A 13,399-nucleotide genomic window follows, 5' to 3' on the forward strand; every position below is an offset into this window, starting at 1 on the left:
CTCAGCCTCGTGGGCCGAGGCCAGCAAATAGCAGTCGCCCGGTACACCTCTGCCCGAGGTGCAACGCTCGCCAGCCAAGCGAACGGTATCTTTTCCCTGTCTTTCGAACAGAGGTTTAGGAGTGGGATATGAAATTCAGTTACTCGTTTACGATTACGGCCCCGCCCGCACCGCCAAAAAAATCACCGGAGAAGCTCATTGAGTATTCTTACAGTGAATTCCTTCTTGATCTGCCTGAGCATTGGGAGCAGATGGGCACATCCGAAGATGCCTCCCTGACTTGGCAATCTGACGTTGACGGTGCGGCGATTACTGTAAGTTGCGATTTTTACGAAGTGCCAAACGAAAAATTTTCTAAATTGGCTGAAGTATGCCTGCATGCACGGCATGAAGCCATGGCAGTGCAAGCACCAGGTCAAGTAACGGTGCTGTCCCGAAGTGTCAAACCATACTCTGGAGGCGGCGGGCTGGAGATGAGCTACTCGGCTCAGATTCCCGGCAGCACCTATCTTTACTTGGGCTATGTAACATCGAGAAAGGTCTTCAACTTTGCTCTTACCTATGGCCCGGACAGGTTTGCCGCGGCTAACCTGTACAACCTCATCATGAAAGAACGTCTGCGCGTCAAGATTCCTTGATGTCCAAAGCCGGATGCGAATCTGTCCAAGAGCGGCCAGAAGCGGTCATGTTAGGTCCGCACTCGATTGTATGCAATCGCCGTCGAAAGTACGCTTTGGGGGCGGTGTGCCCCAGGAGCGTCGGGCCATAGACGGTCGAACCAACAAATGAGATTGTGATGGCACGCGGCCACGTGATGTCGTTCGGATATCCGCGATGCCAACAAGATCAGCCACTTATACGGCGCCTGCCGGGATTCCGTGACGGTCATTGCGATGACAAGTACCGATCTAGAGGGCCGCGCTCAGGTGGCGGTTCGCCGGGAGTGGAGCAGATACGGCTTTAGTCCCCAAAGTTTGAAAGCACAAAACGGAGTGCGCGGAGCGGGTTGCCTTCTTAAACTTGCGGTAGTTTGCTATCTACCACCAGGAAACGAGGATCCGTTCATGTCACCCTATTCCCTGTCCACAACGCCAGAAGGCATTGTTGATTCGCTGCTTGCCCACATCAACTCCCTAAATGTGGACGTAATGCTCGAGTTTTACGATCCCGAAGGGATGCTAATCGACGCGGCAGGTGTACCGCAGATCGGACGCGAGGCCATTGCCGTGGAACTGGAGAAGTATTTCCAGCTCGGCCTGAAGATGCAAATTGTCCAAAGGCATCTGTTCGTGGCAGGCGACATTGCTTCACTTGTACTCGACTGGTCTCTCATTGGAAAGGCGCTCGACGGCCAAACCGTGCATATGGTGGCCACTGCGAATGACATTGCACGCCGTGGAGCAGACGGCTACTGGCGGTACCTGATCGACAATCCGTTCGGAACGCAATTGCGCATGCTGGGCGCAGCTTGAGATTCCGCCGTTCATGAAGTCCAAACCGCCCGACCTAACCGAATCGATTGCTAGCATTGATTGTCGTTCCGATCTATCAGCCACCGCGCGCGATCCTCGCTGGCAGTTGGTGCTGAAGCGAGACGCGTCTGTGGACGGGCGGTTTTGGTGCTCCGTCAGCACCACGGGAGTGTATTGCCGTCCGTCTTGTCCGAGCCGACATGCGCGCCCGGAGCATGTACGCATACACGACACACTTGAAGAGGCTCGAGCGACGGGCTGTCGGCCTTGTCGCCGCTGCGACCCAGACGGTCCAACCCTGCGCAGTCGCAATGCCCGATTGGTTGCAGAGGTTTGTCGCATGATCGAACAGCGTATCGATCGGGACAATGCCGAACCAGCGTTGGCAACGCTAGCTGCGAACGTGAACAGAAGCACTCGTTACCTGCATCATCTCTTCAAATCACTCACGGGACTGACGCCCAAGGCCTATGCCGCAGCCCATCGCGCGATGAAGTTACGAGGCTCCCTGGAACATTCGGAAAGCGTGACCGAGTCTCTCTACGAGGCTGGGTTCAACTCGAGCGGTCGCTTCTACGAGAACGCGACTCGCATGCTGGGGATGACGCCCACGAGCTATCGCGCGGGAGGCAAGAATGAAGAGATTCATTTCGCCTTGGGACAGTGCTCCCTAGGCGCAATCCTCGTGGCTGCCAGTCGCAAGGGAATCGTATCCATCCTTCTGGGCGATGATGCCGAAGCTCTCTTGCAAGGTTTGCAGGATCGCTTTCCTCAAGCCCATCTGATCGGTGCCGATCAAGAGTTTGAAGCGTTGGTGGCAAACGTCGTCGGTATGATCGAGCAGCCCGCTATCGACAAGAACCTCCCCCTCGATATTCGAGGCACCGCTTTCCAACAGCGTGTTTGGCAAGTGCTTCGCAAAATTCCGGTGGGAAGCACACTGAGCTATGCGCAGGTCGCGCGCCTCGTTGGAACTGACGTGTCGGAGCTTGATATTGCCAGCGCTTGCGCTGGCAACCCGCTAGCCGTTGCGATCCCTTGCCATCGCGTAGTCAGAACTGATGGAAGGTTTTGGGGCTATGCATGGGGCATTGACCGCAAGCAGGCGCTGCTTGACCGTGAACGTTGCACTCACGTGCAATCGTGAGCGACGATAATCATGAACGATTGCCGTGCCTCCGGTTTGAAGCGTCCGGCATAACGCAGCCCAGAGAGGCTCGGCAAAACGATTTCAGGGTACGCGCCGCGTTAATTACGCCACGGCAGCAACAGGCACCCGGAAAGGCGCACCGAGACGATTGAACGCGTTCATCGCGGCGATGGCGATCGTGAGGTCAACCAGGTCCTTCGGCGAAAATGCCGCCGCAGCAGCGGCATAGGCTTCATCCGATGCATGCGTTTCGCTGACACGCGTGACTTCCTCAGACCAGGCCAGCGCGGCACGCTCCTGATCGGTGAACAAGTGCGCAACCTCATCCCACACTGGCACCAGCGTAATTTTGTCGACGGACATGGTTTTTCTGAGATCGCGGCTATGCATGTCGATGCAATGCGCGCACCCGTTGATTTGCGAGACGCGGAGAAACACGAGGTGGACAAGTTCCTCGGGGAGATTCGTCTTCTTCGTGACGTAGTGGTGGATACCAAAAAGCGCCTTTGCGCCGTCCGGTGCGGTCTCTTGCCAGTTCATGCGGGTCATCTCGGTCCTTCTCCGTGGGTGATGCGAATAGTGTCGCCGTCGCGTCCAAGCCGCCTATCGACTTGCGCCGCGATCCATGTCATAACGCAACGTTACTCCGCTGGGCATTAGAGAAACAGGCCCAAAAACTGGCGAAACGACTGGCCCAAAAATGAATCAACCGAATTCGCCCGCTGCGCTGTCCATCCTGGTGGACCGTGCCATCGCCGAGCCGATCGGCGACCAGATCCATGCGAGCCTGCGCCAGGCAATCGTCGAGGGCCGGCTCGTACCCGGACAGCGCCTGCCTTCCGGCCGGGACCTCGCTGCGCAACTTGGCGTCGCCCGCGGCACCGTCCGCGTGGCCTACGATCGGTTGATCGCCGAGAATCTGGTATTCGGTGCAGGCTCCTCGGGCACACACGTTTGCGCGCGGCTGCCCGCGGAGCGAGCGGATGGCGAGGCTTCCCTTGACGGGCCTCTAGCGGATTTCACCCGCCCATTTTCGAGCGCCCCGCTTCCATTCCAGATGGGCGTACCGGCCCACGACGCATTCCCAGCCAAGCTCTGGGCCCGCATGCGCACGCGTGCCGTACGCGCCGATGCCTTCGCTTACACGGCCTATGCCGATCCGCGCGGCGAACCTGCCCTGCGAGCCCAGATCGCGAGCCACCTGGCCGTAAGCCGGCAGATGCAATGTCATCCCGATCAGGTCATCGTCACCAGCGGATACCGGCAAAGCCTGATGCTGGCACTGACCGCACTGCGCGCGCATGGACGCAAGGCGTGGCTCGAGGAGCCAGGCTATCCACTGGGAAGACGCGCGCTGGAAATCATCGGTGCAGCGGTCATACCCGTACCTGTCGATGCCGATGGGCTGCGAGTGGAGGCTGGCGTCGCCAGCGCGCCAGATGCTTTGCTGGCGTTGGTCACGCCGGGCCAGCATGCCCCGCTCGGCGTGACCCTGTCGCCGGCACGAAGGCATGCGCTGCTCGACTGGGCGGCGACAAGGGGTGCCTGGATCATCGAAGACGACTATCTCGGAGAACTACAGCTCGAAGGCCGCGCCGCACCGGCCCTTGCTGCAGGCGAAGGTGCCGAGTGTGTGGTTCACATCGGCGCGTTCAGCAAGACGATCAGCCCGGGGCTCGGCCTGGGTTTCGTCGTTGCCCCACGCTCAGTGGCGGAGCGTCTGGTTGAGGTAGCCGCCGTGTTGTCCCCAGCTCCGAACCGGACCACCCAATTGGCGGTGACGGAGTTTCTGAGGAATGGACACTACCTGCGGCACCTGCGACAGATGAAGGCGCTCTATGCGGAGCGCCGACGCCTGACGCTGGCGCATGTCAACAAGTTTCTGCCGGGCACCATGATGGCGGGCCTGGGGGTGATCGCACCGCTGCCACAAACCGCCGACGACCGCATGGTTGTCGGCATTGCCCGGGCGCATGGCCTCGCGCCTTCGGCACTCTCCGCCTGGTACCTTCGCCGCAGCAACGCACAAGGTGGCTTGCTACTCAGCGCGACAAACCTCCGCCCAGACAACATCGAGACCGTCTGCGCGACGCTTGCGTGTATCGTTGCGTCATCAAGTCGTAGCCCACATGAGTCCAACGGTCGCCAACGCGGCGTCGAACGTCCGCTTTCTAGAAATATCGACGGCCGCTAAGGGTTGGAAACGGCCACCGCCGGCGGCTTCCCGAACGCCTGTCAAGGGTCGATCGCGGACCGTTGCAGGGCTGCAGCCGCTCCCGGGCGGCCCTTCAACTAAATTGCATCAATTTGGCATCAACGCCCCATCGCTATCTCCCTTCGAGCCGCCCTCCCCGCACAAACCGCACGCTCGTGCCGACATTTGAGTTTGCCGCGCACTCCGACATCTGAGAACGACCTAGACATTGGGATGGGGCCAAATCAATGGCGTGGCTGCAGAGCGTCCTCGCCGGCGGGCGAGGCGATGCCGGAAAACCATACGCGGCTTACATAACTGTTAGATGAATCCGAGGTCTACTGACGGGTCGGATCGCTCCTATCTTCGAAGTCTGCGACGCAGTTCGTGTCGCATTGAAGACAGAATGGAGCACATCAGCATGACTCGTAAGCTTGAAGGAAAAATCGCCCTGGTCACGGGCGCTAGTGAAGGCATTGGATTCTCGATCGCTCAGCATTTCGCAGAACAAGGGGCGCGCGTGTTTTTGACCGGTCGCCGTCAGGCACAACTCGATGCGGCCGTCGAGAGGATCGGGCACGGTGTCGTCGGCATTCGCGGCGATGTTGGCAATCTCGACGACCTCGATCACCTCTATCGCGAGATCCAGGTTCAGGCGGGAAGGCTCGACATCGTTGTGGCCAATGCCGCTGTGTATGAGTTCGGTAAGTTTGGGGATATCTCCGAAACCCATTTCGACAAGATCTTCGATATCAACGTACGGGGCACGCTGTTCTCGGTACAGAAGGCACTTCCCTTGCTGGTCGACGGTGGATCGGTCATCCTCGTCGGCTCGATCGCCTCGAACAAGGGGTATGACCAGTTCTCTGTCTACAACGCGTCGAAGAGCGCCATCCGTTCGTTTGCGCGAGGCTGGACCAACGACCTGCGTGACCGCAAGATCCGCGTCAATTCGCTGGCGCCTGGCCACACGCAGACGCCGGGTCTTGATGTGCTGATCACGCCCGAGCATAAGGCGCAGATGATCGCCGTTGCGCCGTTGGATCGCCTTGCAACCGGCGATGATCTCGCTAAGGCAGCACTGTTCCTCGCGTCTGACGATAGCGCCTTCATCACGGGCGTCGAACTTTACGTTGACGGCGGCGCCGCGCAAGTCTGATTTGCATGGCCGCGAGCCGGAGCAACGCGCGGAAATGTGCGCGACTCCGGCTCGAGAATTGCCAACCTTGTTACATGGCCCGCTCGGCCTTCATCCGCTCCAGCGTCGGCAGCAGTTCGCTGGGGTCGGGCCGATGGGTATAGTCGGGGTTGATTTCTGCATAGGCAATCAAGCCATCCTCGCGAACGATGTAGCGGGCGGGCATGGGCAGCGTTCGACGTTGCAGTATGGGCACCAGACGCCGCGGTAGAACGTCAGTACGGCGGGGCCGCGTGCTAGCACGGTTGCCAATGCGACGGGCTCACCCGAAGTATCGGATAAATAAGGGGGCTTATGATCGAGAACCTGGCCGCATTGAGAGTCTTCGTTCGCGTTGCGCGAAAAAGGAGCTTCTCCGCTGGCGCGCGGGACATGAATCTGCCGCAGCCTACCGTGTCGCGCATGATCGCCGCACTCGAGCGCGAGATCGGTACGCCGCTGTTGACACGCACCACACGCGCCGTGGTCCTGACTGATGCTGGCATCGAGTTTCTCTCGCGCGTGGAGTCGATCCTCGCGCAACTCGATGAAGCCGAGCAGGCCGCGCGCGGTACGCATGCGCTGCGGGGTGTGCTACGCGTTGGCACGTCGGCAAGCTTCGCGTCCCGTGAACTCTTGCCGGCGTTGCCAGTATTCCGTGCGCGTCACCCACAGTTGTCGATCGAGTTGCTCGTCGATGACTATCGGCAAGACCTGGTCACCGAGAACGTAGATGTGGCATTCCGCTTCGGTGTGTTGCCCAACTCCTCGGCGATGGCGCGCAGGCTGGCCGTGTGGCCATGCATTCTGGTGGCAAGTCCCGTATATCTTGCCCACCGCGGAATGCCGGCGACGCCAGCCGATCTAGGAGCGCATGAAGTCATTGTCGGCCCGGCGCCGGCAGGGCGAACCTGGACTTTCACGCAGGGCGGAAAGCAGGTGTCGGTCGAAGTGAAAGGTAGCCTGGCCGTGACGAATGCCGAGGTTGGCATCCAAGCCGCGCTGGCCGGGCAAGGCATCGTGGCGGCGGCCTCGCATGCATTCGAACCCGATTTATCAGAAGGCCGACTCATCCAGCTATTGCCCTCCTGGCAGATGGCCATGCTCGAACTTAATGCTGTATTTGCTGCGGGCAAGCGTGCACGGCCTGCAGCCAAGGCGCTTGCCGATCATATCGCAGGGCGACTCACGACGTGAGCAATGACCGGTAATGGCCGGTCTCGGCCTGCTGCAAGCGCTACGCAGCGCGTTCATGTACACCTGATAGGCGCTCCGTCAGACGAATCGCGGGATGGGTCCTCGCTGCGGCGTCTGGTCCGGGAGCGCGACCACTTCCTGATCGATGTAGCACCACCCCCAACCCTCAGGGGGATCATAACCCTCGATGATTGGATGTCCAGTCTCCTCGAAATGCGCGCGGGCATGCATGAGAGGCGAGGCATCGCAGCAGCCAACGTGACCGCAGATTCGACACAATCGAAGGTGCACCCACGGGCTGAATCAGCGTGTTGATGACCGCCTCCGAGTGCTCGTTGTTCGCCTCCGGGCCGCTGCCGTGCGCTTCGAGCCCGACGCAATCCACGCCGCAATCGACTTCCCGCTTGCCCAGGATCGCTTCGATCTGGTCGGGCACCGGCGTGTCGCTGGTGAGATCGACAATCTCGCAACCATTGTTCTTCACCAGGTCCAGCCGCTCCCGATTACTATCGGCCACGATGATGCAGGACGCGCCGATCAGGCGGGCCCCCGCCGCGGCACACCGGCCCACGGGCCCGGCCCCGGCGATATAGACCGTCGAGCCGACTCTGGCCCCAGCCTCCATCAGGCCATGGAAGCCAGTCGGCAGGATGTCCGACAGCAGCGTGAGATCGCGGATCTTCTCCATCGCCTGATCCTTGTCCGGGAAAGGCAGCAGGTTCCAGTCGGCGTAAGGCACCATGAGGTAGTCGGACTGGCCGCCCTGCCAGCCGCCGAGATTGAAGCCATACGCGCCGCAATCGACGGCGTCGTTGACGTTCATGCACACATCGGTGTGCCGCTCCTTGCAATTGCGACAACGCCCGCAGGAGACGTTGAACGGCACCGAGCACAGGTCGCCCACCTTGATGTACTCGACCCCCTTCCCGACCTCGATGACCTCCCCCGTCATCTCGTGACCCATCACCATCCCCTTGGGCGCGGCAAAGCGGCCCCGGTAGATGTGTTGGTCGCTGCCACAGATGTTCGTCGTCACGATCTTGAGGATGGCGCCGTGTTCGGCTTTCTTGCCCGTCGGGGTGATCAGCTTTGGATAGTCGAAGGTCTGAAGCTCCATCTTCATCGGACCCATGAACGTGATTACGCGATTGCCGCTCGCAGCCATGATTCAACTCCTTGTGTTTGTGATGACAGTGACCTCAAAGCCAGGCGCTTGGGGGTGGTACCTCTTCCGTATTCCTGCAAAGACTTGTTGCCTCTCCGCGGCCTACCTCCAGCGCCCGTCGGTGACGGAGCGAGGGGATTCCCCGCGCTCCTGCGCGAGCGTCGGATAGTCGGTATATCCGCGCTCGCCGCCGCCGTAGAAGGTGGTGGGATCCGGCGAATTGAGCGCCGCGTGTAGCCGCAAGCGTTCAGGCAGGTCGGGGTTGGCAATGAACAATCGTCCGAACGCAATCAGATCCGCGTTGCCATCCTCGATCCATTTTTCCGCATCGCGCCCGTCGAACCCGCCGGCGACCATCAGCACACCGCGATACGTGCGGCGTATCATCTGGCTCATGCGTTTCGCGCGCTCGATGGCGGCCACATCCTCTCCCGTCGACGCCAACGCGGGGTTCACGATGTGCAAGTAAGCCAGGCCGTATCGATTCAGCTTCTCCACGACGTAAGAGAAGGTGGCCTCCGGATCGTCATCGTGCATGTCGTTGAAGGTGCCAAGCGGCGAGAGCCTGACGCCCACTCTGTCTGGCCCCCACACTTCGCAAACCGTCTCGACGACCTCGAGCAACAACCTGGCCCGGCGCTCGATCGATCCGCCGTATTCGTCCGCGCGGCTGTTCGTGCCCGACAGCAGGAACTGGTCGAGCAGATAACCGTTCGCGCCATGGACCTCGACGCCATCCATGCCCGCGGCCTTCGCGTTGCGCGCACCGCGGAAGTACTGGCGCACGACATACGGCATCTCTTCGGGCTGCAGTGCGCGAGGCTTGACGCAAGGCGCGATGACCCCTTCGCCCCGCTCGTTCTCGATGAACGCCTCGGCTTTCGGCTGGAGCGCGCAGGGCGCGACGGGCAGCATCTCATCGGGTTGCAGCGACGGGTGCGAGATCCGTCCTACGTGCCACAGCTGCATGAACATCAGCCCTTGCGCCTCGTGCACGGCGTCCGCCACGAGCCGCCAGCCTTCGACCTGCGCCGGGCTGTGTATGCCCGGCGTCCATGCATAGCCCTGCCCCTGCATCGATACCTGGGTCGCCTCGCTGACGATGAGCGCGGCCGTCGCGCGTTGGGCGTAATAGCAAGCGTTGAGCTGCGACGGAATGTTGCCCGGCCGGAGTGCGCGCGAACGCGTCAACGGACCCATCACGACGCGATGAGGCAGCTTGTACGGGCCGACCTTTATAGGCTTGAACAGCTTGTACAGGGGGCCGGCTTCCTTATCGGGCATATTCGTTCCTTGTGTGATCGACTTGGGCCGAGAGAGACGAGGCCCCTAGCTCTATACGCAGTCTAGCCGCGACACTGCGCGCGGTTCTTGTCGGTTACTGCTCCACGATGTCACGTTCCTGCTGTCATCGGCGCGATGCGAGGGCCATGAGACACGATGGCAGAAGGCCAACAAAACACGGCAGAATCGCGACAGACATCCCTCCGGCGTGGGTCTAGCCTTGGCACAGGAAGTCCTCGTGGTCTCTGGTTGTCCTGGTGTCTTGGTGAGGGGGATGCAGATGTTCCAGCCCAGTACTGTTCCTTACCAGCGGCATCGGGGTTTCGAACGTGCCTTCTCGCCAGGGACGCTCAGCCTTGGATTGTTTTTTCCCATTGAAGCGTTCGAGGGAGATCGGCCAACGATGCTCAACCAGGTCGCGCTGGCCAAGCGAGCCGAGGCGGCCGGTTTTGCGGCGTTATGGTTTCGCGATGTGCCACTGAGAGATCCGAGCTTTGGCGATGTGGGCCAGGTGTTCGATCCGTGGGTCTATATGGGATTTATCGCCGCCCACACTTCGAACATCGCCCTCGGCACGGCGTCGATCGTGCTACCGCTGCGCAATCCCCTCCATACGGCCAAGGCGGTCGCGAGCGTCGATCAACTGAGTCATGGCCGGCTGCTTCTGGGGGTGGCCTCCGGCGATCGCCCAGTCGAGTTCCCGGCATTCAACATCGACCCGGAAAAGCGAGCCGATATCTTCCGCGAAAGGATAGCGGTGATCCGACAGGTGCAGCGCACGAGCTTCGAGCCCGTGCGCTGGAGCGAAGGCGAGCTGATCGGGGCCGACCTGATTCCAAAGCCCACGACGAACGAGATTCCGCTGTTCGTGACCGGGCATAGCCGCCAATCGCTCGACTGGATCGCCAGGCACAGCTGTGGGTGGATCACTTATCCCCGCCCGCCTCACCTCCAGCGAACGAGCGTCGACAAATGGCGGCAGGAAGTGATCGCGCAATCCGGTAGCGTGTACAAGCCGTTCATGCAGTCGCTGTATGTCGACCTCGATGCATCGCCGACGGCCGCGCCATCACCGATTCACCTCGGGTTCAGGCTTGGTAGAAGCCATCTGATCGACTTGCTGGATGTCCTGCAGGCCATCGGCGTCGATCATGTCATCCTGAATTTGAAGTACGGAGGCCGCGGCGCAGCCGAGGTCGTCGAGGAGCTTGGCACGCATGTGGTGCCGCGCTTTCCCGCGCGGAATGCTACCGGCGCGGGAGCCGATACACGCGTCTGGTGAGGCGTTCGTGCCAGGGCGCCCCGCATAAGCTAACGATACGAGTTGACCATGGAAGCGATCACGGATCCCGTCCAGCTGAGCGCCAGCCGACTGCTCGACTGGGTCTGCCAACCGCGCAGGAACGGCGATAGCTTCAACCTGCTACCCGACCCATCGCGGCTGTCCGCGCGTGCGCTCACGGCGCGCGCCCAGCATCGTTTGCCCGGCGCGCTCGGCGAGGTCCAGATCGTCTCGGCGATACGCCGGCAATACCGTATCGAGCGCTTCAGGCAGCCGCTTGCCGATTGCTTCGTCCTGGTTCCCATGCGGACCACCCTTGCTGTCCACGCCAACACCATCCTCGGCCTTCAGGGCTCGCTCGATGCCGGTTTGGGTCAGACCATCGCCGATGCGTTTCTGGCCTATTCCCCTGCGCGCCACGGTGCGGCGCTGCCCTATCTGGCGGCACGGCTCGGTGACTTCAATCGTGATCATCCACCGGGACTCAGCGGCGAGGAGTTCGGCCTCTTTCTGGATCCCACGTTCACCTGGCGCGGCGTACAGAAGAAGTTCGACGACGTGGAATGGCTTCATGCCGTCTATGAGGGCAACGCGCAATCCATCATCCCCGAGCTATGTCCGGAACGCGAAAAAAATCTTGGCGATGACGGTTACCGACTCGTCTTTATCGGGGAGGAATACTTGCAGGGCATTCCCCCCGCGATGGCGTCGAAGAACGTCGTGACGATCCTGCACGGAGAGTCCGAAGACCAGGCCGTGGCGACACGCGCGCAGGAACTCGCTCGCGTCAAGAAGAGCGATTGCCAGTTCATGGATTTGCACAAGAGCCGTATCACGTCCATCCGGCTGATGGACGAAAAGAGATGCGTGCACGAACTCGGGTATCTGAGGCACCCCAGCTGTGGCGTCCATGTGTCCATGCCGACGCTACACACGAGGTCGGCGCAGAACTTTCTCTATGCGACGGTCATATGGCCGCACCGGCATGACGATATGAAGCGGATCTTTACGGAAAGCGCCCATGAGGCGGCCATCCTGGCCGCGCCCGTTGCGTTGGTCAATTTCGAGGCGGGGCTTGCAATCTTCAAAGTCGAGTTCTGGAGACTCGTCAAGGACCGGGCGCTCCATAGCTTCGACTGCCTGATTCCCGAACTCATTCTGGTCAGGCAGGCAGGCGGATGGCAGCCTGCCGGCTGGCCGGAACCCAACGAGTCCGAAGATGAGGCCGACCACTCCCTTGAATCTTGACAAACTGCGGTTGCAATGGCGCATGCTGACGTTCTATGAGCGCTTCGAGCAGATCATCTCCCACATCTTGAGCCTCGTGATCTCGGTGGTCATTCTCGTATCGCTCTGGCAGCTGATTCGCGCCGTCATCGCACTGCTGTTTTCGGGAGCCATCGATATTCTCGACCATGCGGTCTTCCAGGCGGTCTTCGGGATGGTGATGACGCTCCTGATCGCGATGGAGTTCAAGCATTCGATTACCCACGTCGTACTACGGCGAGGTCACATCGTACAGGTCAAGACGGTGATCCTCGTTGCGATACTGGCGATCGCGCGCAAGTTCATCATCCTCGACCCGGCCACGGACCCGCCTCACATCGTCGCACTCGCCGCGGGACTACTCGCGCTCGGCAGCGTCTACTGGCTGATGCGGCAACGCGACGACGCGGTCGATGCGGTGGCCGCCGAGCTGGCCGCGCGGGAGAACGAGGAGCGCGGGTGATGCCCGGGGGCGCAGGATTCCGAAACCTCTGCGCAGAAACCCGGAAGAACCGCATGACGCCCGGACATAAGCTTGAGGACAGTCACGGCTCACCCATCCCGCCTGCCTTGCCAGCCGGGCCCCTGTCGACTCGACCGAGGTACCCAACAATGGAAGAACTGCTCGGACGTGCATGGTGGATGCTGGCGCTGCGCGGCGCCGCAGGCATCGTGTTTGGTGTCCTCGCGCTTCTCTGGCCTGGTCTCACGCTGCTGGTGCTCGGCGCGATGTTCGCGGCTTATGTCGTTATCGCAGGCGCCGCGGCAGTCAGCGCGGCGGTGCGACATCGCGCAATACGCTCGGACTGGTGGATCCCTTTGCTGCTGGGCCTGTGCAGTATTGCCGCGGGCGTGATCGCCATCGCCGTGCCAGGTCTGCCGACGCTCGTGCTGATCGCTGTCATGGGCGCGAACGCCATCGTCACGGGCGTGCTCGATCTCACCGCCGCAATGCGGCTGAAGCGGCGCGGGCGCAACCACTGGCTGCTGTTTGCCATCGGCATCCTGTCGGTGCTGTTCGGCGTCGTCGTGTTGCTGGCCCCCGGTGCCGGCGCACTCGCCCTCGTCTGGATGGTCAGCACCTACGCGATTGTCACGGGCGTGATGCTCCTCGTCCTGGGCCTTGGCGCGCGGAACTGGCGGTCCGTCCTTCGCAACCGGCGGAACGTCCCACTGCACTCGTGAGGGCGCCGCACGCCCGGCGTCCATCCT

The 13,399-nt window shown here is 61.2% G+C and carries 15 protein-coding genes; 10 read left to right on the forward strand and 5 right to left on the reverse strand.

What is annotated here, in order from left to right; genetic code table 11:
* The first annotated feature begins 128 nt into the window (after window positions 1-128).
* The 3 genes from FOB72_RS09005 to ada all read left to right on the forward strand — a co-directional run bounded on the left by FOB72_RS09005 (window position 129) and on the right by ada (window position 2,619).
* Window positions 129-638 carry a hypothetical protein gene (locus FOB72_RS09005; protein ID WP_150372203.1) on the forward strand — a complete coding sequence of 170 codons (510 nt, stop codon included), beginning with the start codon at window positions 129-131 and terminating at the stop codon, window positions 636-638.
* A 426-nt stretch (window positions 639-1,064) separates the two neighbouring features.
* Window positions 1,065-1,472 carry a YybH family protein gene (locus tag FOB72_RS09010; RefSeq protein WP_150372204.1) on the forward strand — a complete coding sequence of 136 codons (408 nt, stop codon included), beginning with the start codon at window positions 1,065-1,067 and terminating at the stop codon, window positions 1,470-1,472.
* Window positions 1,473-1,485: 13 nt separating this feature from the next.
* A complete protein-coding gene (gene ada / locus FOB72_RS09015; protein WP_150372205.1) occupies window positions 1,486-2,619 on the forward strand; it encodes a bifunctional DNA-binding transcriptional regulator/O6-methylguanine-DNA methyltransferase Ada in 1,134 nt (377 codons plus the stop codon).
* A gap of 105 nt (window positions 2,620-2,724) precedes the next feature.
* Here the strand turns inward: ada and FOB72_RS09020 are convergent, their stop codons facing one another.
* Window positions 2,725-3,171 carry a carboxymuconolactone decarboxylase family protein gene (locus FOB72_RS09020; protein WP_011546755.1) on the reverse strand — a complete coding sequence of 149 codons (447 nt, stop codon included), beginning with the start codon at window positions 3,169-3,171 and terminating at the stop codon, window positions 2,725-2,727.
* A 151-nt stretch (window positions 3,172-3,322) separates the two neighbouring features.
* On the opposite strand from FOB72_RS09020, the gene FOB72_RS09025 reads away from it, so the two are divergent.
* Together FOB72_RS09025 and FOB72_RS09030 are read left to right on the forward strand one after the other, a co-directional pair.
* The gene (locus FOB72_RS09025) at window positions 3,323-4,816 is read left to right on the forward strand and encodes a PLP-dependent aminotransferase family protein (RefSeq protein ID WP_150372206.1); all 1,494 of its coding nucleotides are present in this window, start codon (window positions 3,323-3,325) and stop codon (window positions 4,814-4,816) included.
* A gap of 421 nt (window positions 4,817-5,237) precedes the next feature.
* Entirely contained in the window at window positions 5,238-5,975 is a 738-nt protein-coding gene (locus FOB72_RS09030; protein ID WP_150372207.1) for an SDR family NAD(P)-dependent oxidoreductase, read from the forward strand.
* Between the two features lie 70 nt (window positions 5,976-6,045).
* On the opposite strand, the gene FOB72_RS32940 is transcribed toward FOB72_RS09030, so the two are convergent.
* Complete coding sequence (locus FOB72_RS32940) at window positions 6,046-6,180, reverse strand: hypothetical protein (protein WP_411859782.1); 135 nt, start codon at window positions 6,178-6,180, stop codon at window positions 6,046-6,048.
* 128 nt (window positions 6,181-6,308) lie between these two features.
* On the opposite strand from FOB72_RS32940, the gene FOB72_RS09040 reads away from it, so the two are divergent.
* Entirely contained in the window at window positions 6,309-7,190 is an 882-nt protein-coding gene (locus FOB72_RS09040; protein WP_150372208.1) for a LysR family transcriptional regulator, read from the forward strand.
* A 78-nt stretch (window positions 7,191-7,268) separates the two neighbouring features.
* Here the strand turns inward: FOB72_RS09040 and FOB72_RS32500 are convergent, their stop codons facing one another.
* The 3 genes from FOB72_RS32500 to FOB72_RS09055 all read right to left on the reverse strand — a co-directional run bounded on the left by FOB72_RS32500 (window position 7,269) and on the right by FOB72_RS09055 (window position 9,639).
* On the reverse strand, window positions 7,269-7,421 hold the full coding sequence (locus FOB72_RS32500) for a UBP-type zinc finger domain-containing protein (RefSeq protein WP_223851283.1): 153 nt from the start codon (window positions 7,419-7,421) through the stop codon (window positions 7,269-7,271).
* Complete coding sequence (locus FOB72_RS09050; protein ID WP_223851284.1) at window positions 7,366-8,355, reverse strand: alcohol dehydrogenase catalytic domain-containing protein; 990 nt, start codon at window positions 8,353-8,355, stop codon at window positions 7,366-7,368. Before FOB72_RS09050 ends, FOB72_RS32500 begins: the two co-directional genes overlap by 56 nt.
* 102 nt (window positions 8,356-8,457) lie before the next feature.
* Window positions 8,458-9,639 carry an alkene reductase gene (locus FOB72_RS09055; protein ID WP_150372210.1) on the reverse strand — a complete coding sequence of 394 codons (1,182 nt, stop codon included), beginning with the start codon at window positions 9,637-9,639 and terminating at the stop codon, window positions 8,458-8,460.
* Window positions 9,640-9,919: 280 nt separating this feature from the next.
* Here FOB72_RS09055 and FOB72_RS09060 point away from each other — a divergent pair, with 280 nt between their 5' ends.
* From FOB72_RS09060 to FOB72_RS09075, 4 genes are all read left to right on the forward strand, one after another.
* Window positions 9,920-10,921: an LLM class oxidoreductase gene (locus FOB72_RS09060; protein ID WP_150373829.1), complete on the forward strand. Its 1,002-nt coding sequence runs from the start codon at window positions 9,920-9,922 to the stop codon at window positions 10,919-10,921.
* Window positions 10,922-10,969: 48 nt separating this feature from the next.
* A complete protein-coding gene (locus tag FOB72_RS09065) occupies window positions 10,970-12,169 on the forward strand; it encodes a hypothetical protein (protein WP_150372211.1) in 1,200 nt (399 codons plus the stop codon).
* A complete protein-coding gene (locus FOB72_RS09070; protein ID WP_150372212.1) occupies window positions 12,141-12,650 on the forward strand; it encodes a phosphate-starvation-inducible PsiE family protein in 510 nt (169 codons plus the stop codon). The genes FOB72_RS09065 and FOB72_RS09070 overlap by 29 nt, the downstream gene beginning before the upstream one ends.
* Window positions 12,651-12,799: 149 nt before the next feature.
* Window positions 12,800-13,372 (forward strand): HdeD family acid-resistance protein, encoded by a 573-nt coding sequence (locus FOB72_RS09075; RefSeq protein WP_150372213.1) that lies wholly within the window; start codon window positions 12,800-12,802, stop codon window positions 13,370-13,372.
* The last annotated feature ends 27 nt before the right edge of the window (window positions 13,373-13,399 follow it).

It is taken from the genome of Cupriavidus pauculus (genome assembly GCF_008693385.1).
GTDB lineage: Bacteria > Pseudomonadota > Gammaproteobacteria > Burkholderiales > Burkholderiaceae > Cupriavidus > Cupriavidus pauculus_D.